The organism is Streptococcus sp. Marseille-Q4154 (genome assembly GCF_916700545.1).
Classification (GTDB): domain Bacteria; phylum Bacillota; class Bacilli; order Lactobacillales; family Streptococcaceae; genus Streptococcus; species Streptococcus infantis_I.
Map to the genome: position 1 here is coordinate 168,965 of NZ_CAKAKN010000002.1, position 23,702 is coordinate 192,666.

A 23,702-nucleotide genomic window follows, 5' to 3' on the forward strand; every position below is an offset into this window, starting at 1 on the left:
AAAAGAATGGCGTTTGAATGTGATATAATACTAGTATCTATTTTAGAATGTAAGAAAGAAAGTTCCATGAAAAATATAAAAGTTAATGCTTTGGCCAGCTTGCTGGTCAATATTTTAAACATCGTTTTTCCCCTGATTACTAATCCCTATCTAACGCGGATTCTTAGTAAATCAAATTATGGCTACTTTAACACAGCTAACACCTGGGCGAGCTTTGTCATTCCACTAGCTGCCTTTGGGATTTACAATTATGGGATTCGAGCAATTAGTAAAGTAAAGGATGACAAAAATAAGATTAATTATGTCTTTTCTAAGTTGTTCTATATTTCGCTCATTACTTCAGTTGTAACAACAGCTATCTATTTCCTCTTTATTTATTTTGATACTAGTATTGTCAATCTAAAAATTCTTTACTATATCCTTGGAATCCAAGCTCTCTTCCAATTTCTGAATATCGAATGGATGAATGAAGCCTATGAGAATTATTCTTTTATCCTTTATAAAACACTCGTGATTCGTATTGGAATGTTAGTCGCTATCTTCGCTTTCGTTAGGACACCTGATGATATTGTTCCTTATGCTACAATCATGAGTGCAACAACCATTATCAACTATCTACTCAGCTTCCTATGGATTAAACGAGAAGTTTCCTTTGTCAAGATCGAAGTTATTGAACTCATCAAAGCATCTAAGCCTCTTCTAACCATGTTGCTTCTAGCAAATGCCAATATGCTCTACACCTTGCTAGACCGTATGTTCATTACCAAAGGACCTGATGAGAATTACATCTCCTACTACACTATTGCTTCAAGTATTGTTATGCTGATTGCTAGTGTCCTGAGTGGAGCTATCAATGTCAGCATTCCTCGACTTGGTTACTACTTAGGAAAAAAAGATTTTCATTCTTATAAGTATCTGGTCAACCAAGGTGCATCTCTCTTTTTCTTCCTCATGATTCCGACTAGTATCGGAATCATGGTTTTAGGAACCTATGCGACTGTTATTTACTCTTCTGAGAAATATATAGAAGCAGGAATTGTAACAAGCGTCTTTGCCTTTCGAACCATTATCTGGGCTATCGAATTAATCCTTGGAAAGCAAATTATCTTTATCAATGACCATGAAAACCGATTAACAGCTTTCTACTTTATGGGGGGCGGTGTCAATGTCATCCTAAACTCTCTACTCCTTTTCAACAACATCTTTACTCCTGCCTACTACATCGGGACAACGATTATTGCTGAGGCAATTGTGGTTCTACTTGAAATCCGCTTTATTCAGAAGCATAAACTCTTGGATTTGAAAGAAATTTTTGGAACATTAACTCGCTACACAATTGTGTCACTAGGCTTTATTCCAATTTACTATATCTGTAAAATTCTCTTCCAAGTTCATTCATACACAGTGAATATGGCTATGCTCAGCATGGTGGCATCAACAATCGCCGGATGTGCAATCTATTATGCTTTCGCTCTCTTTGTAATTAAGGATAAAACCCTTCACTATGCACTAGATCTAGTTCGTGCAAAAATCAAACGAAGTTAACAAAACACCTATAAAGCTTAAGCTTTATAGGTGTTTTTATTGTAGAAAAAATTAATTAAAAATCAGTTAGAAACTTAATTCTATTCTTAGCTCGCTTGTGTTTTAGGTTCAGTAGATTAATTTTTTTCCTCAGATGTAACAGATAAGCTTTCTGTTTGTTGAGTTCTCTCAACTTCTGTTGTTTCGAAAATATGCCCCTGACTTCTTGCCACAGTTTGTTCCTGAGTTGTTTCCTCGGTTGTAACAGTCGTCCAAATTCCATCTGCATTGAGCTTGTACCCGTCAGGACTTGTTCCATTTCTTAGGAGAGAACCATTTGTTTGGAAATAGTACCAGTTACCATTCAGTTGTTTCCAGCCAGTTTCCATGGCACCACTTGCATTGAGGTAATAGCGTGCCCCATTTATCTCTTGAAGGCCTGTTTGCATGATACCATCCTTATCTAGATAGTACCAAAGTCCATTTTCTTTGAGCCAGCCTGTCTTCATCGCTCCACTATTTGTAAAGAATCTGTATGAGTCATCGAACCACTTCCAGCCCGTTTGCATAGCTCCACTTGCATTTAGATAATAGCGAGTACCTTCGATTTCTTGGAGGCCTGTTTGCATGATACCTTCTTTATCTAGATAGTACCAAAGTCCATTTTCTTTGAGCCAGCCTGTTTTCATCGCTCCACTGCTTGTAAAGTAGCTATAATGATTATCGAACCATTTCCAACCTGTTTGCATAGCTCCACTTGCATTTAGATAATAGCGAGTACCTTCGATTTCTTGGAGGCCTGTTTGCATGATACCTTCTTTATCTAGATAGTACCAAAGTCCATTTTCTTTGAGCCAACCTGTTTTCATCGCTCCACTGCTTGTAAAGTAGCTATAATGATTATCGAACCATTTCCAACCTGTTTGCATGGCTCCACTTGCATTTAGATAATAGTGAGTACCTTCTATTTTTTGAAGGCCTGTTTGCATGATTCCTTCTTTATCTAAGTAATACCAAGTATCTTTATCCTTGATCCAGCCTGTTTTCATTGCTCCGGAACTTGCAAAATAGCTCCAATGTCCTTCAATCGAGACCCAACCGGTTTGCATAACTCCCTTATTATCAAAGTAGTAGTTTACTCCATTGATTTCCTTTTTACCAACTATTTGTTTTCCATCTTCATCAAAGTAGTACCAGTTTGATTCAATTTTTTGCCATCCAGAGCCTGTCTCATCTGACTGTAATGCCCCACTACTTGCAAAGAACATTTTCTTACCATTAAAGACTTGTGAGCCAGTAAGCATTTTACCATCTTTATCAAATAGGTACTTTTTGCCACCTATTTCAGCTAGTTCATTGTAACGTCTTGCACCGTTTGACTGGATGTAGTACCAAGTATTATCATGATAGAACCAACCACCCGTCTGCATTTTACCATCATTGTTTAGATAGTAGTCATTAAATTTTGGTTCTCCATTCCATTCGTCAGTGATACGGAGCCAACGACCACTCTGCATTTGACCTTTTCCGTTAAAGAAATATGTAGCACCAGCAATATCTTGCCAACCGATAGCCATCTGACCATCTTTTAAACGATACTTCCAGTAACCATCTTCTTGATACCATTTCTCATCAACAGTAGGAATATTCGGAAAATCTCCTGAAACATTTGTAAAACCTTTATCACTAATATCAAATACAGTTGCATCCTGAGTTTTACTTGATGCATGAATCACTTGAATATTTTTATTTTTTAGATAGTCTCTCGTTGAAGCGAGGTTAATATCTCCTCCAGTTGTTTGGATAATCATACTAGGAGAAAGGTGATCTATGAAACCAATTGTATTAGAAACCTTGGCATCGTAGTGGTGATTCCATTTCATCATATCTACTTTTCCAATAACAGGCCCTAATTTATCTTCAGCTCCCTCAGCATTATCCAAATCACCACCAAGATAAATTCTTTTTCCTGCTACAGTTACTACTGCAACAATTGAATTGGAATTATCATCAAGAACTCTTTTTAAGTTCCCATCAGAATCATATTCATTTTTATAATTATAAAGCTGAATATCCATGTCCCCAAATTTGAACTTGCTATCTTCATCTTTTATGTCTTGAATAAGTGTAACTCCCTTATTCTGTGCAGCACGAAGAGCATTATCATAATTGAAGAGGTTATCCCACAATCCCCAAGTACTTGTAATTCGTTGATCCGAATATTTTTTCAAATAGAATTTATCGACTTGATAGCGATTAAGAATTTCATCTGCTCCACCTATATGGTCGCTATGAACATGAGTTCCTAATATAAAATCTAATTTCTTGACACCTAATTGATCAAGGTGGCGAATCAACCGATCTTCCAAAACTTGATAATTGTTAATAGAAATTCCCCATCGATTTGGATAACGTGTATCCGTTCCATCCGGAAAATCATAATCCTCTCCCATATCAATCAAAGCATAGTGGCCATTACTTTCTAGTAAAATAGCATCACTTCCAGAGTTAGCTTTTGTATTGATAAAGTGGATACGATTCCCTGAACCTGTTGAAATAGTATCTGCATTCACTGTTTGTGCTTGAATTATTGATGCCGATAAGATCAAGGCACTAAGTAATATTGATTTTTTCATAGTTTTCATAAGGCATTCAACTTTCTCTTTTTTATATACTCTTTCATTAATCAATCCAATAATTGTTTTCATTCCCTGGTGTCTGTTGGTCAACAGGGGGTGGGGTCATATAATCTTCACCAAACTCATAGACAAGAACCTCATGGTATCTTCTTGGTACTTTTAAAATTAGATTTTCATACGTCATATCAATTGTATCATACAACCATTCTTTTTTAATACCAGCTGGATAGTAAGAGTCATAAGTTGAACAAACTAAGTCTGTAGAATTATCAACACTATATTTTAATGCAAGTTGTTCAAGTTTTTGATTCCATAATTGAGGAGAAGAAAATCTAAATATTGCTGATGCAATATAACGAGGAAGATTTTTAATTCCTCCGTTTTCATATTTAATTCCCTTAAAGTTTAACGACGATAGACGAATTAATTGCTTATAGAGCTTCATTTTCTTACGATCTTGTTCATCTGTAACAAGACCATCATACGGGAAGACATCTACACAAGTTCCAAGAACAACACTTGAATCTAAAAGATTCGAATCTCTCCGTGTTCGAATATCGTAAACTCGCATATAACTATATGGATATCCCTTGGTTTCTCTAAAAGAAATCAGCTTATAGTATGGGTGGTTATCATTTTTTAGAACTGCATATAACTTTTCAAATTCATCTCTAGCTAAAGAAATGTCTGTATCATCATCCCAAGGAATAAAACCTTTATGACGAACTGCACCTAATAAAGTGCCAAAATCGATAAAATATTTGATATCATGTTTTTCACAAACTTGGTGTAAGTATTCTAGAATTCCAAGCTCAATTTGCTTGATTTCTTCAAGGCTTAAGATTTTTTCAGACATTATTTATCGCTCCTAATCTCTACTTCTTTGTTTAAATAATAATCTATTGGTTTTCAGTAATCTTCCACAATTTGAAGTCATGATGCGAAACTTGTTGCTCAACTGGTGGTAACTGCATATAATTTCCATAATCTGAAGTTAAAACTTCATGATAATGTTTTGGAATCATAAATTTCTTACCTTCAAAGCTACCAGCTTCAACTTGTTCTAACCACTCACGTTTCCAAACGGGCTTATTCATATCTTTATAGACAACATAGTCCACCAATTCATAATCTTCTACTTTTCTAGATTTAGCCAATTCATCAATCTGGGAAACATACTTATTTGTGTTAGTGAAATAAAAGATAATAACAGAAATATAGCGGATAATTGAATTTACTACACTTTTAGTATTGGTAATTCCTTTAAAAGTGTAACAACTTAATTGACGCTTTTTAATAATCTTGGTCATCTTGTCCTTAAATGCCTGATCATCTTCATAACCATCTACGGGGAAAATATCAACATAAATCCCCATATCTGAATCAATTCGAACATCTTCTTCAACCAAATAGGTGTGATTGTCTTGAACTTTCATAAATGGATAGACATAATTGACATTATTTTTATAAGACATTAATTCATAGCGCTCGTCTGGATGTGCAATCATATAATCTTGCAGCTTTTCATAATCATCACGAAGCATACAAATATCCATGTCATCGTCCCAAGGAATAAAGCCTTTATGACGAACTGCACCAATTAAACTACCATAGGACAAGAAGTATTTGACACCAATTTTATGACACACTTCATGGATATACTCCATGATTCCTAACTCCATTTGTTGAATTTCAGAAATATCAGTTACTTCTTTGTAACGAATATTTTTTTCTTTCTCACAAATCATTAGACCATATCCTACAACTAACCAAAAAATGATGTTGATGAAGTTGGTCGAATACATAATTTGGCTCTCAAACAACTGACCAAATAAAATTCCAAAGAATAGAATCATAATCAGTTTTTCAGTATTTTTCTTGGATTTAATCAAGTAAGAAACAAAGCGGAAACCTACATAAACAATGATAAGTATGAAAGAAAAGAGGCCCAAGAATCCAGAACTCACAAAAATGGTAACAAAGATATTGTGGAAATTACCTCCAATAAGTGAGTTTTTAATTTCAAATTTACTAAAATATTTTGTGTAATAATCTGATACGTTTCGAACACCATAACCAAATAGAGGTTTTGCACGTCCCATTTTGATTGCATTTTTCCAAATATATGTACGTCCACTTGGAGTTGTTTCAATCAAGTGAAGCTCCCCATTTTTCTTAGCAACATCCGAATCAGTTTCAGAATAAGATTCACCTTTATTTAAGTCAATTACAGTTGCCTTGGCCGCTGAAATATATACCGATGTTAAATAACTAATACCAATATTGCTACCTGTTAATAAGATACTAGCTACTAGAAAAGTTAGCCATTTTTTGGCAAATTTTCCCCTAGCGATAAAAACACAATAGAATACTAGCATTAGAAGAACTGATAAAAGTGCGCCCCTACTCTGCATAGCTGCAAAATAAACTAACTGAATGATATTATTAATTTTAAGATAAACAGAGTATTTGCTTCCCTTATGTATTAAATACATAGCAAAAACTATACTAATGTATGAGAAAATCGCACTGGCGTTAGGGTTAACAAGTCCCCATAATCGGCCATTCATTACTCCGTAATAATAAGAGTTCTCTCCAATCTGAAATAGAATTAAAACTCTTGAAAGTAATAAAGCAAAAGCAAATATAGCCGAAGCAAATGAGACAATCTGTATGGTTCCTGCAATCATACCTAACAACTTCCTTAGCTGGTTAGGTTTTACCATGGTAAATAATAAAACATAAGCCAGCATAAAGAAAATTTCAACCATATTTCCGAGCAGGTGTCCAGATCTATTAATGAGCGCTGATAAAAAGTGACTGCCCACTAAAAGACCAAATAGGGTAAGAAACTTCTTATCTATCTCTATTCGTTTCCAATTAAAAAATAAAGTTAAACAAATTGACAGAACAACAACTGCTGAAAGTCCCTTATAAATCGGATTGGTTACTTTATAAATTAGCGAACTCATACTTAAAATCGAAATGAAAATAAAAAGATAAGAAATCCACAGTTTTGATTTTTCAAAGCATTCATTCGTTTTTGAAAAATTCATCTTCAACTCCTTTAATAACATTATTTATTCAAGCCTACAATTTGTCTATAAATCCATGGAGAAATTCTTAGTGACAAAATGGCTATTTTCCGAAAACTAGTAAAATAAGGATCTCTCAATATTTGTGAGGTATGACTAAATATCCACTTTCTCAATTGAGTTTTCTCTTTTTTATATTCTGTCGAATCTGTGAAGATTATTTTATCGTAGACTGTAATATAGGACCAAGATTCTCTATTTACTAATTCGGGTTTTAATTGAGGGAAACATTGATAAACTTTAGGAATAATGATTTTATATACTTCTATAGTATCAAAAACATGATAATTAACAGATGTAGTTGCGCTCCCTTCTCTATGATCATAATAGTATATTGGTTTATCTATAAATACACTATTACATTTTGTTTCAAGCAAAACTTCTGTTAAGAATAGAGCATCTTCTGCTAAATGATAATCTGTACTAAATTTAAAATCTTCAATTAATTCCTTTTTAAATAATTTTGCAACAGGGAAAAAAGAAGTTCGAGTAGTCATCAAAAGTTCTTTCATGGTTTGCTCAGCAGACCATACTGACTCTTGACCTGAAAAACCAGGCAAATCTGTCACTTGTCCATTTTTTACATGATGCAAACGAGCAACTGAGAAACCAACAGAAATATCTGATCTTACTGCACTTATCAAAGTTTCCAAATAATCTGGCGTAATAAAATCATCACTATCAACAAAAGTTATCCATTCTCCGGTTGAGTTTTGAATACCTACATTTCTAGCATTGGAGACTCCAGCATTCTCAAGATGAAAAACCTTGATATTCTCATTTTTAGAAGCCAGCTGATCACACAAGTCACCACTCTGGTCTGTCGAACCATCATTAATAAGAAGCAATTCAAAATTGGTATAAGTCTGCTTTAAAATCGACTCAACACATCGTTCAAGATAATTTTCTACGTTGTATACAGGAACAATGATACTAATTTTTTCTTGCATTGTATTCTCCCTTATATTCTGTATAGCTCTTATCCATATCTGCTATTATGGCATCGTGGTGAGGTACTTGCTTGTCTGCAGGCGGTGGTGTCATATAGTCACCAAAAGCTGTGCTAAGATAAGCGTCATAACCAACCGGAATAGGCATTTCTGTTCCCTCGAATGGTAGGAAAACGTTGTCTTCAAAGGCCTGAATTGGATACTTTTTCTTCATGTATCCTGGCCCTGAACATAATTCTGTAATGCCATCACTTTCGGCTGGCCCATACTTGGTCATTTCTTTCTCAGCCTTTTTCCAGATACGATAGCGAAGCGATTTAGGAGTTAATCCTAGTAAAATGGTACTACCCCACTTCATGAGAGCTCCATGCTTTTCTGGAATGGTTTGTGCACAAAATAGAGAATAAATCAAAGCCCAGCGGACTTGTTTCTTGCGCTCTGCTGGATTTTTAGGGTAGTAGTCCAAGGGAAGAACATCCAAAGCCAAGCCGTGGGGAAGGTCCAAATCTTGTTGATAAGGCTTGATACAAGTCGTCTCCTTATCACGAATGGTGATAAAGAGGTTACGGTCTACATAGTCTTTAGAACTCTTTGATAGGAAGTAACGCTTATCCGCATATAGAGGCCATAACTCTGCTAGTTTTTCATAGTCCTTTCGTGGCATAAAAAAGTCCAAATCATCATCCCAAGGGATAAAACCTTTATTTCGTAAAGCTCCAATTGCTCCACCACCACACAAATAACAGAGCAAGTCATGTTCTTTACAAAAGGCGACAAAATATTCAGCCATCTCTAAGCTACGGGCTTGAATTGCCTTTAAATCACTCATCTCATTCTCATCCTCTTCTATAGAATTATATCATTTCATTATACCATAAAAATGGTCAAAAAATCCATCTAACCATGTGAAAAATCAAAGCCCGAGACACCCATTTAATGAGGTGTTTCAAGCTTTGATTTTAATGTTTTTATCATCTAAATCCCATTTGGGCTAGCTTATTCTGATAAGCTTTTTGATCCACTCGAAGGGCTTGGCCTCCATAGACATCATAGTCATCTACCCAGTCTCCAAGTTCCGGTACTGTTAGTCTTTCAATACCGTTCTGACCTCCTTCGAGGACGGATAAACCGTTGGTCAATAAGAAGGTATACGGAAGGTTTGTAGATGTCATGGCGAATACTTTACCAAGTGCTTCTGAACCTGTGAAAAGTTTTGTAGGATCTTTGATTTGCTGTAAAACAGCAGTCATGACTTGTTGCTGTCTACGAGTACGTCCATAGTCCCCTTCATCATCATCGCGGAAACGTGCATAGTTGAGAAGAGTTGAACCATTCATTTGTTGCGTTCCAACTTTAATAGTCTGTGTTGGTGATTCTGTCTCTGTTGCATGCAAGTCATCACCAACTGTAGCTTCTGTAACTGGAACTCCATTTAGGGTTGAAAATTGAGCATCAATGGTCACCCCGTCAGGGAAAAGCGTGTCAATAGCAGTCGCAAAGGCTTGGAAATCTACAAGAGCATAGTATTTGATATCTAGGTCAAAATTATCTTTAAGGACCTTACGCACCATTTCAGCACCTTGTTTTCCTTCTTGTTCACCTAATTCGTAGGCTAAGTTCAACTTGTGGTCAGTTTGTTTTTGTCCGTTAATAACTTGGCTATAACCATCAATATAAACTAGGTTATCTCGCATAAAACTTACAAGCTTAAGTTTTTTATCTTTACCACTTACATTCAGAACCATAATAGAATCTGTCCGTGTTTCTGCACTATTCTGCCCAATACGGCCATCTGTTCCTAAGATAAGAATATTGACACCATCTCTTGTATCCTGTCCATTAAAGACTTCAACTTGGGCAGCCTTGGCATCTTTCGACCCGATTGAACCATTCGGATTGGCTGACTGGAAACCTTTCAAGAACATGAAAATCATTCCTACTGCAGCACAAAGCAACAGCATTCCTAACCAAGCAAGTATGCGTTTAAAGCGAAAGACTCTTTTTTTCTTTGGTTTCTTCTGCTTAGGAATTTTAGCTTTTGGTTGCGGTAGACTACTACGTCGACTAGCACGACTTCGATTAGTATAACTCGGAAGACCTGTGTTAGGTTCCGTATAGTCTTGGTTTTCTGCTTCTTCTACGACAACTGAACGAGCTTCTTGTTGACCATCCAGCTTAGCTTGTAAAAAAGCAAACTCTCTGTTTTCTTTATCATTTAGATAGTGGATGTTTTTTAATAGATAGTCGTAACGTAGTTTCTCATGGTGTGTCAGAGGATTTTCTCTAGTCATTCCTTCTCCTTCCCTTTATCCTGTATAGTATAGATAGGGTAAGCTCCTAGTACTTTATAGTGGATCCCAATCGTTTCTAATTCTTTTTGAGCAAAATGGACCAATTCTTTATCAGTATAGTCCACATCAATGATAAAAAAGTACTCACCTAGTGCTGTTTTTAGGGGGCGACTCTCAATCTTAGTTAGGTCAATCCCGCGCCAAGAAAAGGTAGAAAGCGCCTTATATAAAGCTCCTGGAAGATTTTCTGGCAAGGTCAATGCTAGACTCATTTTCTTAGCATTTGCATTCAAGGGCATTTGCGGTGCCTTGGGACCTAACACCCAAAAGCGAGTGAAATTGGCTTCCATCTCTTGAATATCTTGAGCAATTAATTCCAAACCATATTCTCCAGCCGAACTTTTGGGGGCAATGGCCGCAAAAGGCTGATCTGGATGCTCGGAAACATAGCGCGCAGCGTAGGCTGTACTGGCAGTGACCTCCAGTTGAGCGTCTGGATAATGCTCATCGATAAATTTCTTTCCCTGCGCCAAAGCTTGTGGGTGAGAAAAGATTTTCTCAATTTTAACTTGCCCTGGCACTGCCATCAACTGTTGATGAATTGGCTGCACAATCTCCGCCACAGCTTGAATACGAGCTTGATGAAAAAGATAGTCTAAGGTCTCATGAACACTACCTTCTATAGAATTTTCAACTGGCACTACTGAATAGTCTACCAAACCTTGTTCATAGGCCTTGATAACGTCCGTAATATTTGAAAAAGGCTCTAGTTCCTCATGAGGAAAGGCCGTCTGCACCACATGGTGCGAAAAAGATCCTTTAGGACCTAGATAGGCAATTTTCATGTCAATTCCTCTATAATTTCCTCTGGGCTTAGCTTGGACACATCGATAACTTTACTAGCTACTTCCTGATACCAGGCCTGTCTTTCGTTAAAAATCGCAGCTAAACCTTCCTTGCTATTCTTTAAAAATAGTGGACGTTGATTGTCCTTATCAGCTGAAATTCGCTGGTAAAGTGTCTCAAAATCTGCTTTAAGGTAGATGTTGTCTGGATTTTGCTTAAGCAAGGCACGATTTCGAGGAGAAATGACTATTCCTCCTCCTGTGGAGATAACTTTATCTGTCTTTAGCAAGTCAGCTAGGACTTCTTCTTCTAGCTGGCGAAAGGCTACTTCTCCTTTTTCTTCAAAGAAACGAGCAATCGACATCCCCAGTCGGTCTTCCAGCAATGCATCCATATCTACGAAGTCAGAATCCAGCTTTCTAGCAATAGTAGTTTTTCCTGAACCCATAAAACCTAGTAAAACCTTAGCCATGAATCAAAGTCTCCAAATCATCAAAGAAGCTAGGATAGCTAGTATTAATAGCTTCAGCTCGATCCAATTCAACTTCTCCATCTGCAACTAAGAGAGATGCAATGGCTGTCATCATACCGATACGGTGGTCTCCAAAGGTGTTGACTTTGGCTCCATGGAGGGCAGATTTCCCTTTGATAATCATTCCGTCTGTTGTAGGAGTAATAGTTGCTCCCATGCTATTTAAAGCATCTGCGACAACTTGAATGCGATCCGTTTCTTTGACCTTTAGTTCTTCTGCATCTTTGATAACTGTTTGACCTTGAGCTTGGGTAGCAAGGAGCGCGATAATCGGCAATTCATCAATTAAACGTGGAATCAAGGCTCCACCAATCTCTGTTCCCTTCAAATCTGAAGTTTCAACAGTCAAGGTTGCAGATTTGGCAATTGGATCCATATCAGTAATCTCTAATTTCCCGCCCATAGCTCGGATAACATCGATAATACCTGTACGTGTTTCATTAATACCGACATTCTTAAGTACCACTCGAGAATTTGGCACAATCAAACCTGCTACCAACCAAAAAGCTGCACTAGAAATATCTCCTGGTACGACAACCGTTTGTCCACTAAGTTTCTGTGGTCCTTGAACAGTGATTTTCTTACCATCGACACTCAAATCACCTCCGAATTGTTGGAGCATATCTTCTGTGTGATTACGAGTGCACTCCTTTTCGATAATGACTGACTGTCCTTGAGCCTGCAAAGCCGCAAAAATCAAGGCTGACTTGACTTGAGCAGAGGCAATTGGCAATTCGTATCGAATAGGTCTTAAGTTTTTCGTTCCTTTTAAGTGCAACGGTGGCAAGTCTCGCTCTGTCTGACCAGAAATGCTAACTCCCATTTTTTTCAAGGGAAGAGTTACACGATCCATAGGGCGCTTGGAAAGACTATCGTCTCCAAACATCTCTACTTCAAAGTCTGCACCAGCAAGGACACCTGAAATTAAACGAATAGATGTCCCAGAATTCCCCATATCCAGGGCTTTCTGAGGTGCTTTCAATCCATCCATCCCAACACCTTGAATGGTAACGACACCATCCTTGTCCTCAATCTCTACGCCGAGGTCACGAAAAACTTGCATAGTTGATAAGACATCTTCTCCACGTAGGATATCATAAACCTTCGTTTCACCCTCAGCCAAGCTTCCAAAAATAATAGAGCGATGACTGATGGACTTATCTCCTGGTACGCGAATAGAGCCGTTCAAGTGGCTAATAGTTGTTTTTAACTTCATACTAGACCTCATACTGACAATACTTTTTCTTATTTTATCATAAAAAGTCAGAAATTTCTTAAAAATTCCTGACTTTATGAGGTAAATTCTTATTTTAAAAGTTCTGATATTGGTTCAAAGACAATTTTTTCAATATCAGAAAGGTAGATAGAAAGTTGTTGCTGTTTGGCAAAGAATTCTGACAGAAGAGAGTTGCCTTGAATCTGCTTGCCAAAATTTTCCATTTTTTCTTGGAAAGAAGCATCTGGAATTTGACCAGTTTGTGCCATGATTTGGATTTCATGTTGAAAAGCAATATAATCTGCAAAAATTTTGCTTGCTTCTGCATCGGCTTGGATGGCATCTCTAGCTTCTTTAACTGCCTTGTATTCAGGCAATTCGCGTAGTCCACGACTTAGTGCATTTGCACTATCATAAATATTTGACATAATTGTCCTCCTTATTTAATAACGACTGTGTAGTCAGTATTTTCTGTAATGACTTGCTCAGCACGTTTTAAATCCTGAGCATTCTTAAAGGAAATTTGCAGAATCCCGTGAACATCCTCACGGTTCTCCTCATTGATATGGATATTGACCAAAGAAGTTCCGCGTAGCAATTCCAAGATGCGTAAAATCACATCTTCTTCATCGGGAACATCTACATAAAGGTCAAATGAGCTATCTACTCCACCGCGTTTATGGATTTCCATAGCTTGACGTTGCTCACGCGCTTGATTGAAAAAATTCCAGATTTGGTTTTCGTCACCCTTACTGATAGCTTGTCCAATCTCGTCCAAACGACCCTTGAAGTCCTCGATGCGTTCTATAATGGTATCCCGATTGGATAAGAGGATAGAAGTCCACATACTAGGCTCACTTTCGGCAATCCGAGTCATATCTCGAAATCCACCGGCCGCAAAGCGTCGCACCATTTCATGCTCTTCAGCATAACTTGCAGTTTGTTCCATTAGGCCTGATGCTAAGATATGCGGAAAATGGCTAATCTGAGAAGTCACTCGGTCATGCTCTTCAGCATCGATTTCAATGAAACGAGCATGAAGGCCCGACAGCAAGTCTCTCATTTCTTCGAGCGTATTCGGAGTTGTCAGACTAGATGGCGTGAAGATATAATAGGCATTTTCAAAGAGGTTAACATCTGCAGAGGCAGCTCCTGTCTTATGGCTCCCTGCCATAGGATGAGCTCCAACAAAGCGAACAGACTTATCAGCAAAATACTTCTCTGCTGTAGTTACAATAGCTGACTTGGTCGATCCAGCATCAGAAATAATGACACCTTCTTTCAATCCCAAGTTGGCCAATTCCTTAATAAAGGCAATAGTTTGCTTGATTGGCAGGGTAAGAATGATGACGTCTGCAAGTGGAGCAAAACTGGCAAAATCATCCGTCGCACGATCAATCATCCCTCGCTCCAAGGCAATATCTCTAGACGCTTGACTACGATTGTATCCTAAAATTTCATAATCAGGATGATCCCGCTTGATTCCGAGTGCCATGGAAGCACCAATCAAACCAAGGCCTGCGATATAGATGGTTTTTGCCATAAGAACTCCTTAATAATTCTTTGTATACTCCCGATGTTTCGCAACAGCTTCTTTTAATTCTTCTAGATTATCAGATGAGAATTTCTCTAAGATTTCCTGGGCCAAAACCGTTGCTACGACTGCCTCCATAACGACACCTGCCGCTGGAAGAGCAGTAGGATCACTTCTCTCTACTGTTGCTTTATAAGGCTCGTGGGTTTCGATATCGACACTCATCAAGGGCTTGTAGAGAGTCGGAATTGGCTTCATAACTCCACGAACGATAATCGGTTGGCCGTTAGTCATACCACCTTCGAAACCTCCAAGGTTGTTAGTCCGACGAGTATAGCCATCTTCTGATGACCAGAGGATTTCATCCATGACTTGGCTACCCTTGAGAGAACCTGCTTTAAAACCAAGACCAAACTCCACACCCTTAAAGGCATTGATAGAAACAACAGCTTGAGCTAGCCTTGCATCTAGTTTACGATCCCATTGGACATAAGAACCAAGACCAACCGGAACACCTCCGACAACTGTTTCTACAACACCTCCGATGGTATCCCCATCTCGCTTAATCTGGTCAATATAGTCCTTAATCTCCTGCTCACGTTCTTGGTTGACGATAGAAATTTCAGACTGGGCAGTCAGTTTCTTAATCTCTGAGACTGTTAAGTTTTCTGGAACATTGATTTCCTTACCACCAAAGACAACAACATGGTTAGCAATTTCGATATCAAGCTCAGCTAAAAGCCTCTTGGCTACTGCTCCAACTGCAACCCGCATGGTCGTTTCACGGGCAGATGAACGTTCCAAAGAATTTCGCAAGTCATCAAAGCGGTATTTAATCCCGCCAACTAAATCTGCGTGACCTGGGCGCGGATGAGTGATTTTTCGTTTGCTTTTAAGTTTGTCCTCAATATCCTCGGTAGACATGATATCTAGCCATTTTTGATGATCCTTGTTAATGACATCCATGGTGATAGGAGCCCCTGTCGTCTTTCCGTGACGAACTCCAGAAGTAAAGACAACCTGATCAGTCTCAATCTTCATTCGTCCACCACGACCGTAACCGCCTTGGCGACGTTTGAGATCCTCATTGATATCTTCTGCAGTCAAAGGCAGTCCCGCTGGAATTCCTTCAATAATTGCTGTCAGACGAGGACCATGTGATTCTCCTGCTGTTAAATATCTCATACATTCTCCTTATTTTACTAAGTAATCTTTCATTTCTTCGAGAGAAACTGGGTGAATCATCGCTGAACCAAGTTCTGGTACCAAGACTAACTTCATGGTATTGCCACGCGCTTTTTTGTCATGAGTCAAAGCCTGATAGAGCTTGTCAACATCCCAGTTTTCATAATCAACAGGAAGACCAAACTTCTGACACATCTCTCGGATAGACCGAGTTATTCCAGCTGGCATGAGTCCTTTGCCTTCGGCTACCTTAGAGACCTGAACCATTCCCATAGCTACTGCCTCACCGTGCATGACTTTTCCATAACCAGCAGTTGCTTCAATAGCATGGCCAATTGTGTGACCAAAGTTGAGATATAAACGAATGCCATTATCCAACTCATCTTCAACTACCATCTTGCGCTTGACCTGGCAAGAATGCTCAATCAAACTCTCTGAATGTTCCAAAATGCTTTCCACAGAACCATCCAAATTAGATAATAGGTCCCAGAGCTCAGGATCTTCGATCAAGCCATACTTGATGACTTCACCCATTCCTTCAATCAACTCTCGCTTTCCTAAGCTTTCAAGAACAGTTGGGTCAATCAAAACGCCATCCGGCTGAGCAAAAGTTCCCACCATATTCTTGGCAAAAGGTGTATTCACACCTGTCTTACCACCGATTGAAGAATCCACCTGGGCCGTCAAACTAGTCGGAATTTGGACAAAGTGAATACCGCGCATATAGGTAGAGGCCACGAAGCCTGCCAAATCACCAACTACACCGCCACCTAGAGCCACAATTCCATCGCTACGAGTCAAATCCTGTTTGACCAAGAATTCATAAGCCTTTTGAACCGTGGTTAAATTTTTTCGCTCTTCACCCTCTAGGAAGTCAAAAACTGCCACTTGGAAACCAGCATCCTCTAAGCTCAATTTAACCTTTTCTGCATAGAGTGAAGCCACACGGTTATCCGTTATGATAACAATTTTTTGTGGTTGCCAAAGTTCTCGCAACCATTTTCCTGCTTGAGACAAGCATCCTTTTTCAATCTGAATATCGTAGGGATGATGTGGAAGGTCTATTCTAATTTTCATAGCAGGTCTCCTTTTTCTTTATTGGTACTTTTGTTTTAATAATTCCCAGATTTGATCTGTTGGCATTTCCTTGCCTGTCCATAACTCAAAAGCTTCAGCAGCTTGGTAAAGCAGCATGCCAAGGCCATTGATAGATTGATTTCCCTGGTTTTTTGCCCATTTTAAAAACGGTGTTTCAAAGGGTTGATAAATCACATCTGCCACCAAAAGCTTCTCTGGTAAAACGATGCTGGTCGGGATCGGCTGAGAAGATCCATCCATGCCCACACTAGTAGCATTAACCAAGAGGTCGGCTTGAGTGATGCTGTCTTGAAGATCTTGAACATCCTCTAATGCAAATAAATCTACTCTAAATCCAGTCGCATTCTGTATTTTTTCTAAGTAAGGTCTTGTTTTTTCCATGGATGAAGAACGAACAAAGATAGAAATCTGACTCACTCCATCCAAGATTGCCTGTGCCAAAATTGCCTTGGCTGCACCGCCTGCTCCTAACAAAACCAGTCTTTTCCTTGATATTTTAAAAGAAGGCAAGCTCTTAAAGAATCCCTTGCCATCTGTGTTATATCCAATTAATGTTCCTTCTCGATTCACAACTGTATTAACTGCACCAATTAAACAACCCTCTTCGCTCAACTGGTCCAGATAAGGAATCACTTGTTCCTTGTAAGGCATGGAAAGATTGATTCCATACATCTGGTAGCGACGAATATTAGCAACTGTTTCTGCTAGTTCAGTAGCATCTACTTCCCAAGCAAGATAAACACCACTGGTATTGGTTGCTTCAAAAGCGCTATTGTGAATAAAGGGAGAAATGGAGTGTTTGATAGGATTTGCGACTACAGCTGCTAAACGTGTGTAGCCATCAATCTTCATTTAGAAGCTCCCTAATTTTTTTCATACTAGATAGTGAAATTTGTCCTGGTGCACTAGCTTCATCTAGACTTGCAAAAGACCAACTAGAACCAGTCACATCTGAAGTAATACGAGAGACCTTGCCCACTTTTCCCATAGAAATCGTTACATATTCTTGTTCAGGATTCAGTGTTTTAAAGCCACGTGTAAAGTTCATCAGATCCAATACATCTTGTTCTGTATTAGCCATAACAGCTATTTTCACAACTTTAGGATTTAAACTTGTTAACTCAGACAATATTTCCATTAGATTTTCAGGTGTCTCTTGGAAGTTATGGTAGCTCAAGACGAGATTTGGAAAGTCCAACATCTGATCAAAAACATCCTTGTAGCTAAAATACTCAAAATCAATATAATCTGGTTGATAAAGCTGTGCCACTTCCTTGATAATTTGAACATACTCTTCTGAAGAGAGCTCAATTTGACCACCCTCGGCGCGAGTACGTAAAGTGAAAACAAGCTCACGACCTGCAAATTTTTCAAAAATAGCTGGCGCTACCTGCAAGATAGCTTCCTTGGGTAAGAAGTCTGCTCTCCACTCAATGATATCTGCATCATGATACCGCATAACATCAATAGCCTGAGCCTCTTCTATACTTCTTGGCATGACAGAAACAATTAATTTCATTTACTAACCTTCATGGTAATCACTTTGAGGTAATTACTACTTTCATCTTTTTCATTGTAGACAAAGTCTGCTGGAAGTCCATATTTATGAAGGACCTGATACTTTCTACCTGCAAATCCTTTGTCGATTTGTTCTGTGAATTTTTGACGGGAAACATTAGCAGCATTAGTACTAGCAATAATGATTCCACCTGGATTTAAAATCTCTAGGCTTTGGGAAATCAACTTGTGATAATCCTTAGCTACAGAGAATGTTTGTTTTTTATTTCGGGCAAAGCTAGGCGGATCCAGAACAATCACGTCATAGCTTAAACCTTTTCTTTTAGCATATTTAAAATATTCAAAGACATCCATGACAAGCAGTCGATGATTGTCTAGATTCAAACCGTTTGCATGAAAATGAGCTTCTGATAGTTCTCTTGAACGTTTGGCTAGGTCTACAGAGGTTGTTTCACTAGCTCCCCCCATAGCTGCAGCAACTGAGAAGGCCGCTGCATAGGAAAACATATTAAGCAAGGTTTTCCCCATTGCTAAACCATCAACTAAGCTCCCACGAACTTCATGCTGATCCAAGAAAATCCCTGTCATAAGACCATCATTCATAAAGACTTGGTATAAGACTCCATTCTCGAGAACAGTGAAATATTCAGCTGCTTCTTGACCATAGATATGAGCAGACTCATAGTCTAGACCTTTAAAGCGAATCTTTTCATAGGCACCTAAGACTTCCGGGAATACCTGAGAGAAGGCTGCTATAATCTCTTGGCGAATTCCATAGATATAGGAGTTATACCAAGAAAAGACAACATAATCTCCATAGAGATCCAGCGTCATTCCACCAAATCCATCACCTTCTTGATTAAACAAACGAAAGGCAGTTGTAAACTCATCTTGATAGTAGGAAGAACGTTTTAGTTTGGCTTGCTTAAACAAACTTTCAAAGAAGGTTTGTTTAAAAGAAATGTTCTGGTTGGTTACAAACCAACCAATCCCCTTATTTTGTCGGGATAAATAAGCCTTTCCTAAAAACTCATTGCTTTGGCTGAAAAGTTCAACTTCTTGATCAGTTTCAGATAAGTCTGGAAAATCAACTTCTTCCAGAAGAACCTGACCTTTGCGGAGCTTTTTTTCGACACGCCGACTGACGAATACTTTATTCATAGTTACAATTATATCAAATTTGTTGAAAATTCACAAAATAGAAAGTGATTTCTCCATTGATGTCATAGGAACTATCCAAACTTTTCGTTTCTGCTTGATTGATTTCTAAATGAGAATGGTCATTTGTGTTGAGAAATTTCATTTTATTACTGTAAAAATAGACATTCACATCCTGAGGTCTATTTTTCAGCGCAAACGTTTGCGCATTTGCTTGCTTTGTGGTAAAATGATTCTCAAATTGTTAAGTATGAGGACTATCTATGAAAAATCAAACCCTAATGCAGTATTTTGAGTGGTACCTTCCCCACGATGGACAACACTGGACGCGACTTACCGATGATGCTGAGCATCTTGCAAATCTAGGAATTAGCCACGTCTGGATGCCACCTGCCTTTAAAGCTACCAACGAAAAAGATGTCGGTTATGGTGTCTATGACCTTTTTGACCTCGGTGAGTTTGACCAAAAAGGAACTGTGCGTACCAAGTACGGTTTCAAAGAAGACTATCTTCAAGCCATTCAAACACTTAAATCACATGGGATTCAACCTATGGCTGACGTCGTCTTAAACCACAAGGCAGCTGCAGACCGTTTAGAATCCTTCCAGGTTATTGAAGTCGACCCAGAAGATCGCACAATTGAACTTGGAGAACCTTTTACCATCAATGGTTGGACAAACTTTACTTTTGATGGAAGACAAAACACCTACAATGATTTCCACTGGCACTGGTACCATTTCACTGGAACTGACTATGATGCCAAAAGACGGAAGTCTGGTATTTACCTTATCCAGGGAGATAATAAGGGGTGGGCCCACGAAGAATTAGTCGATAACGAAAATGGTAACTATGACTACCTCATGTATGCGGACTTAGATTTTAAGCATCCAGAAGTCATACAAAATATCTATGATTGGGCTGATTGGTTCATGGAAACGACTGGCGTAGCTGGTTTTCGTTTAGATGCAGTCAAGCATATCGACTCCTTCTTTATGCGCAATTTTATTCGCGATATGAAAGAAAAATATGGACAAGACTTCTATGTCTTTGGAGAATTCTGGAATCCAGATAAGGATGCCAACCTTGACTATCTCGAAAAGATTGAAGAGCGCTTTGATCTTGTCGATGTCCGACTCCATATGAATCTCTTTGAAGCAAGCCAAGCTGGTGCAGACTACGATTTGCGTACCATCTTTAATGATAGTCTGGTTCAAATCAAACCAGATAAGGCTGTAACCTTTGTCGAAAACCATGATACTCAACGAGGACAAGCTTTAGAATCTACTGTTGAAGAATGGTTCAAACCAGCAGCCTATGCCCTTATTCTCCTACGTCAAGAAGGGCTTCCATGTGTATTTTACGGAGACTACTATGGTATCTCTGGTCAATATGCTCAGCAAGATTTTAAAGAAGTTCTTGACCGTCTACTAGCTATCCGAAAAGATTTGGCTTATGGAGAGCAGACGGACTACTTTGATGACCCTAATTGTATCGGTTGGGTTCGTTCTGGAGCTGACAACCAATCGCCTCTTGCCATTCTTATCTCAAACGCTCAAGAGAATTACAAAACCATTTTTGTAGGTCCAGAATGGGCTGATCATACTTTTGTTGATTTACTTGACAACCATTCAGACCAAGTGACTATTAATGCTGAAGGATATGGTGATTTCCCAGTTGCTGAACGTTCTGTAAGTGTTTGGGGACTTGCTAATTAAAAATAAAAGAACTTGCCAAGCAGGCAAGTTCTTTTGTTATTCATTATTAGTCTTTCCATAGATCCATAGCATTTTTAAAATCAGATGAAACCTGAACATTTTGAGGGTTGGTTGCTTCTCTCTCCTGACGTTTCGCTTCTACCTGGGCTACACTCCTAATTCCTTCATGACGCCAATTTCGTAGGATAGCTTGGATATATTTCCAATTTGGTTTACCATTCAAAACAGCTTCTCGTAAGGCTTCTTTTATCAAATCCGCACTAGTTCCGTCTTCTTTCAAACTCTTTTCCAAGTCTTCAATTTCAAATGGGCTCAATAGACGACCTAGTTCCTGTTGGAAAGTATCTACCAAGCTCTTTAAGTCATTTGGAGCAGATTGCACCTGGTTTGGAGCTTGTTTTTCAAACAGTTGGTCTAAGCGCTCCAAGGCAAGAGTTGCATCGAAGATTACTTCTATTTCGCCATTAAGTTCAATGGTTCGGTATTGAAGCAACCCTTTCTCAGTCAATCGTGAAATAGCCTGATTGACTTCAGTGACATTTTTGCCGATTTTTTCAGCAATCTGACTTGGAGACAATTCACCTAAAGCCGTTGTATTCTGTAGGTAAAAGAATTGCCAAACCAAGAAATCATCGCTTGACGAGAACAGTTGATTGTAATGTAAGAGCAGGTCACTCGGTAACACTAAGTTTCCTGATTTGAAAGCATCTAAATATGTCATAATTCCTCTTATAAATATCCAAAATGAGACACATCATCTTCCACACTTTTCCACTCAAAAGGCGTTTCTTGGTAAACTGCATAATTTACCCAGTTACTAAAGAAGAGAGCTGCAGATGAACTCCAACGCATACATGGGAGTTCATGAATGTCATCATTTTTGAAATAATTTTCTGGTATATGTGGATCTAAACCAGCATCTAGATCTCTGAAATATTCCTTTGCAAGCGTATCGCGATCATACTCTAAATGCCCAAAACTATAGACTTCTCTCAAATCTCGACTCGCAAGGATAGAGATTCCCACCTCTTTTCCTGATGCTAAAATCTCTAGATTTGTTTTGTTCAGGATATCTTCTTTGTGAACTTCTGTATGGCGAGAATGAGGGGATACATATAAATCATCAAAACCTCTCAATAGGAGATGACCTTCTTTCAAAACATCTTGAGGATAAATCCCAGAAAGTTTCTGGTCCATCTGGTATTTATCTACGCCATAGCGATAGTATAGACCTGCCTGTGCTCCCCAACAAATATGCAAGGTCGAAAAGACATGAGTCTTAGACCAATCGATAACTTGGGTAAACTCTTGCCAATAGTCAACCTCCTCAAATGGAAGGTGCTCAACTGGAGCCCCTGTGATAATCAAGCCATCAAAATACTGGTCTTTGACTTCCGAGAAGGTCTTATAAAAAGTCTCCATATGCTCAGAACGAGTTGTTTTTGATTGGTGACTTTCCATATATAAGAAATCAATATCTAACTGCAGAGGAGTATTGGCCAAATGTCTTAAGAGTTGAGTCTCTGTTACAATTTTTTGTGGCATTAGATTTAAAATAAGAATTTTCAAGGGTCGGATATCCTGATGAGCCGCCCGTTGATCATCCATGACGAAAATATTTTCTGTTTGTAAAATCTCAACTGCTGGTAATTTTTTATCAATTCGAATCGGCATGGAAATCTCCTAACTGTATCATACTGGACTCAAGTAACCTGACTGTCATCAAATGGAATAATCCAGCTGATGACACTTCTTCCCTTTATTATACTGTAAGAAGATATAGTTTTCAATTATAGTTTTTCTCTAACTAGATATAGCCTTTTTTTATATCATCATTAAGAGAAAACAGCCCTAGGGACTGTTTTTCATTAATAATGCATCAAAACTTTATAATCGTAATCTCCGATTGCCTCACGACCTTTTAGCTCGTCAAGCTCAATCAAGAAGGCACAACCAGCTACGACACCACCTAATTTCTCAATCATTTCGATTGTCGCTTTAACAGTACCACCTGTTGCCAAGAGATCATCTACAATAAGAACACGTTGACCTGGTTTGATAGCATCTGCGTGCATGGTCAAAGTATCAACACCATATTCTTTTTCGTAGTCAGCTGAAATGACTTCGCGTGGCAATTTCCCTGGTTTACGAACAGGTGCAAAACCAATTCCCAACTCAAAAGCGACTGGACATCCAACGATAAATCCACGCGCTTCTGGCCCTACGATCATATCGATCTTTTTGTCAGTAGCATATTGAACAATTTCACGAACAGCGTAGCTGTAGGCATTGCCGTTAGCCATCAAAGGGCTGATATCACGGAATGTAATTCCTTCTTGTGGATAATTTTCAATACTTGCAATGTAATCTTTTAAGTTCATAGCGTTTCTTTCTTTTAAAG

The 23,702-nt window shown here is 38.5% G+C and carries 22 protein-coding genes; 2 read left to right on the forward strand and 20 right to left on the reverse strand.

Annotation, left to right across the window (positions count from 1 at the left end):
* Positions 1–66 precede the first annotated feature (66 nt).
* Positions 67–1,545 carry an oligosaccharide flippase family protein gene (locus tag LG369_RS06010; RefSeq protein ID WP_225750592.1) on the forward strand — a complete coding sequence of 493 codons (1,479 nt, stop codon included), beginning with the start codon at positions 67–69 and terminating at the stop codon, positions 1,543–1,545.
* A 116-nt stretch (positions 1,546–1,661) separates the two neighbouring features.
* Here the strand turns inward: LG369_RS06010 and LG369_RS06015 are convergent, their stop codons facing one another.
* The 17 genes from LG369_RS06015 to LG369_RS08505 all read right to left on the reverse strand — a co-directional run bounded on the left by LG369_RS06015 (position 1,662) and on the right by LG369_RS08505 (position 19,731).
* Entirely contained in the window at positions 1,662–4,169 is a 2,508-nt protein-coding gene (locus tag LG369_RS06015) for an MBL fold metallo-hydrolase (protein ID WP_225750593.1), read from the reverse strand.
* Positions 4,170–4,206: 37 nt separating this feature from the next.
* Positions 4,207–5,019, reverse strand: a complete 813-nt coding sequence (locus tag LG369_RS06020) for a LicD family protein (RefSeq protein ID WP_070677144.1) — start codon at positions 5,017–5,019, stop codon at positions 4,207–4,209.
* A gap of 43 nt (positions 5,020–5,062) precedes the next feature.
* Positions 5,063–7,219 carry a LicD family protein gene (locus tag LG369_RS06025; RefSeq protein ID WP_225750594.1) on the reverse strand — a complete coding sequence of 719 codons (2,157 nt, stop codon included), beginning with the start codon at positions 7,217–7,219 and terminating at the stop codon, positions 5,063–5,065.
* A gap of 20 nt (positions 7,220–7,239) precedes the next feature.
* Entirely contained in the window at positions 7,240–8,208 is a 969-nt protein-coding gene (locus LG369_RS06030) for a glycosyltransferase family 2 protein (protein WP_225750595.1), read from the reverse strand.
* The gene (locus tag LG369_RS06035; RefSeq protein WP_225750596.1) at positions 8,192–9,037 is read right to left on the reverse strand and encodes a LicD family protein; all 846 of its coding nucleotides are present in this window, start codon (positions 9,035–9,037) and stop codon (positions 8,192–8,194) included. Before LG369_RS06035 ends, LG369_RS06030 begins: the two co-directional genes overlap by 17 nt.
* 142 nt (positions 9,038–9,179) lie before the next feature.
* A complete protein-coding gene (locus tag LG369_RS06040) occupies positions 9,180–10,499 on the reverse strand; it encodes an LCP family protein (protein WP_225750597.1) in 1,320 nt (439 codons plus the stop codon).
* On the reverse strand, positions 10,496–11,344 hold the full coding sequence (gene pheA / locus LG369_RS06045) for a prephenate dehydratase (protein WP_225750598.1): 849 nt from the start codon (positions 11,342–11,344) through the stop codon (positions 10,496–10,498). The genes LG369_RS06040 and pheA overlap by 4 nt, the downstream gene beginning before the upstream one ends.
* On the reverse strand, positions 11,341–11,817 hold the full coding sequence (locus LG369_RS06050; RefSeq protein WP_225750599.1) for a shikimate kinase: 477 nt from the start codon (positions 11,815–11,817) through the stop codon (positions 11,341–11,343). The genes pheA and LG369_RS06050 overlap by 4 nt, the downstream gene beginning before the upstream one ends.
* Positions 11,810–13,093: a 3-phosphoshikimate 1-carboxyvinyltransferase gene (gene aroA / locus LG369_RS06055; protein WP_225750600.1), complete on the reverse strand. Its 1,284-nt coding sequence runs from the start codon at positions 13,091–13,093 to the stop codon at positions 11,810–11,812. The genes LG369_RS06050 and aroA overlap by 8 nt, the downstream gene beginning before the upstream one ends.
* A gap of 89 nt (positions 13,094–13,182) precedes the next feature.
* Positions 13,183–13,521, reverse strand: coding sequence for a YlbF/YmcA family competence regulator (locus LG369_RS06060; RefSeq protein ID WP_225750601.1), 339 nt, complete (start codon positions 13,519–13,521; stop codon positions 13,183–13,185).
* An 11-nt stretch (positions 13,522–13,532) separates the two neighbouring features.
* Positions 13,533–14,636 (reverse strand): prephenate dehydrogenase, encoded by a 1,104-nt coding sequence (locus LG369_RS06065; RefSeq protein WP_225750602.1) that lies wholly within the window; start codon positions 14,634–14,636, stop codon positions 13,533–13,535.
* 9 nt (positions 14,637–14,645) lie between these two features.
* Positions 14,646–15,812 carry a chorismate synthase gene (gene aroC, locus LG369_RS06070; RefSeq protein ID WP_225750603.1) on the reverse strand — a complete coding sequence of 389 codons (1,167 nt, stop codon included), beginning with the start codon at positions 15,810–15,812 and terminating at the stop codon, positions 14,646–14,648.
* 9 nt (positions 15,813–15,821) lie between these two features.
* The gene (gene aroB / locus LG369_RS06075; RefSeq protein WP_225750604.1) at positions 15,822–16,889 is read right to left on the reverse strand and encodes a 3-dehydroquinate synthase; all 1,068 of its coding nucleotides are present in this window, start codon (positions 16,887–16,889) and stop codon (positions 15,822–15,824) included.
* Between the two features lie 18 nt (positions 16,890–16,907).
* Positions 16,908–17,762 carry a shikimate dehydrogenase gene (locus LG369_RS06080; RefSeq protein ID WP_225750605.1) on the reverse strand — a complete coding sequence of 285 codons (855 nt, stop codon included), beginning with the start codon at positions 17,760–17,762 and terminating at the stop codon, positions 16,908–16,910.
* On the reverse strand, positions 17,752–18,429 hold the full coding sequence (gene aroD / locus LG369_RS06085) for a type I 3-dehydroquinate dehydratase (protein WP_016466646.1): 678 nt from the start codon (positions 18,427–18,429) through the stop codon (positions 17,752–17,754). The genes LG369_RS06080 and aroD overlap by 11 nt, the downstream gene beginning before the upstream one ends.
* On the reverse strand, positions 18,426–19,589 hold the full coding sequence (locus LG369_RS06090) for a class I SAM-dependent rRNA methyltransferase (protein WP_225750606.1): 1,164 nt from the start codon (positions 19,587–19,589) through the stop codon (positions 18,426–18,428). Before LG369_RS06090 ends, aroD begins: the two co-directional genes overlap by 4 nt.
* Positions 19,590–19,602: 13 nt before the next feature.
* Positions 19,603–19,731, reverse strand: a complete 129-nt coding sequence (locus LG369_RS08505; protein WP_263973921.1) for a hypothetical protein — start codon at positions 19,729–19,731, stop codon at positions 19,603–19,605.
* Between the two features lie 118 nt (positions 19,732–19,849).
* Between LG369_RS08505 and LG369_RS06095 the strand changes: the two genes are divergently transcribed.
* Complete coding sequence (locus LG369_RS06095; protein WP_225750607.1) at positions 19,850–21,301, forward strand: alpha-amylase; 1,452 nt, start codon at positions 19,850–19,852, stop codon at positions 21,299–21,301.
* Positions 21,302–21,347: 46 nt separating this feature from the next.
* Here LG369_RS06095 and LG369_RS06100 read toward each other — a convergent pair whose 3' ends face one another.
* The 3 genes from LG369_RS06100 to LG369_RS06110 all read right to left on the reverse strand — a co-directional run bounded on the left by LG369_RS06100 (position 21,348) and on the right by LG369_RS06110 (position 23,682).
* Complete coding sequence (locus LG369_RS06100) at positions 21,348–22,022, reverse strand: DnaD domain-containing protein (RefSeq protein WP_004252223.1); 675 nt, start codon at positions 22,020–22,022, stop codon at positions 21,348–21,350.
* Between the two features lie 8 nt (positions 22,023–22,030).
* Positions 22,031–22,975, reverse strand: a complete 945-nt coding sequence (gene metA / locus LG369_RS06105) for a homoserine O-acetyltransferase MetA (protein WP_225750608.1) — start codon at positions 22,973–22,975, stop codon at positions 22,031–22,033.
* A gap of 194 nt (positions 22,976–23,169) precedes the next feature.
* A complete protein-coding gene (locus LG369_RS06110) occupies positions 23,170–23,682 on the reverse strand; it encodes an adenine phosphoribosyltransferase (protein WP_001049312.1) in 513 nt (170 codons plus the stop codon).
* Positions 23,683–23,702: the final 20 nt, after the last annotated feature.

Bases quoted from the DNA above. Each gene is read 5' to 3' on its own strand.
- LG369_RS06010 (WP_225750592.1), top strand. From the start codon at position 67: ATGAAAAATATAAAAGTTAATGCTTTGGCCAGCTTGCTGGTCAATATT.
- LG369_RS06015 (WP_225750593.1), bottom strand. From the start codon at position 4,169: ATGAAAACTATGAAAAAATCAATATTACTTAGTGCCTTGATCTTATCG.
- LG369_RS06020 (WP_070677144.1), bottom strand. From the start codon at position 5,019: ATGTCTGAAAAAATCTTAAGCCTTGAAGAAATCAAGCAAATTGAGCTT.
- LG369_RS06025 (WP_225750594.1), bottom strand. From the start codon at position 7,219: ATGAATTTTTCAAAAACGAATGAATGCTTTGAAAAATCAAAACTGTGG.
- LG369_RS06030 (WP_225750595.1), bottom strand. From the start codon at position 8,208: ATGCAAGAAAAAATTAGTATCATTGTTCCTGTATACAACGTAGAAAAT.
- LG369_RS06035 (WP_225750596.1), bottom strand. From the start codon at position 9,037: ATGAGTGATTTAAAGGCAATTCAAGCCCGTAGCTTAGAGATGGCTGAA.
- LG369_RS06040 (WP_225750597.1), bottom strand. From the start codon at position 10,499: ATGACTAGAGAAAATCCTCTGACACACCATGAGAAACTACGTTACGAC.
- pheA (WP_225750598.1), bottom strand. From the start codon at position 11,344: ATGAAAATTGCCTATCTAGGTCCTAAAGGATCTTTTTCGCACCATGTG.
- LG369_RS06050 (WP_225750599.1), bottom strand. From the start codon at position 11,817: ATGGCTAAGGTTTTACTAGGTTTTATGGGTTCAGGAAAAACTACTATT.
- aroA (WP_225750600.1), bottom strand. From the start codon at position 13,093: ATGAAGTTAAAAACAACTATTAGCCACTTGAACGGCTCTATTCGCGTA.
- LG369_RS06060 (WP_225750601.1), bottom strand. From the start codon at position 13,521: ATGTCAAATATTTATGATAGTGCAAATGCACTAAGTCGTGGACTACGC.
- LG369_RS06065 (WP_225750602.1), bottom strand. From the start codon at position 14,636: ATGGCAAAAACCATCTATATCGCAGGCCTTGGTTTGATTGGTGCTTCC.
- aroC (WP_225750603.1), bottom strand. From the start codon at position 15,812: ATGAGATATTTAACAGCAGGAGAATCACATGGTCCTCGTCTGACAGCA.
- aroB (WP_225750604.1), bottom strand. From the start codon at position 16,889: ATGAAAATTAGAATAGACCTTCCACATCATCCCTACGATATTCAGATT.
- LG369_RS06080 (WP_225750605.1), bottom strand. From the start codon at position 17,762: ATGAAGATTGATGGCTACACACGTTTAGCAGCTGTAGTCGCAAATCCT.
- aroD (WP_016466646.1), bottom strand. From the start codon at position 18,429: ATGAAATTAATTGTTTCTGTCATGCCAAGAAGTATAGAAGAGGCTCAG.
- LG369_RS06090 (WP_225750606.1), bottom strand. From the start codon at position 19,589: ATGAATAAAGTATTCGTCAGTCGGCGTGTCGAAAAAAAGCTCCGCAAA.
- LG369_RS08505 (WP_263973921.1), bottom strand. From the start codon at position 19,731: ATGAAATTTCTCAACACAAATGACCATTCTCATTTAGAAATCAATCAA.
- LG369_RS06095 (WP_225750607.1), top strand. From the start codon at position 19,850: ATGAAAAATCAAACCCTAATGCAGTATTTTGAGTGGTACCTTCCCCAC.
- LG369_RS06100 (WP_004252223.1), bottom strand. From the start codon at position 22,022: ATGACATATTTAGATGCTTTCAAATCAGGAAACTTAGTGTTACCGAGT.
- metA (WP_225750608.1), bottom strand. From the start codon at position 22,975: ATGCCGATTCGAATTGATAAAAAATTACCAGCAGTTGAGATTTTACAA.
- LG369_RS06110 (WP_001049312.1), bottom strand. From the start codon at position 23,682: ATGAACTTAAAAGATTACATTGCAAGTATTGAAAATTATCCACAAGAA.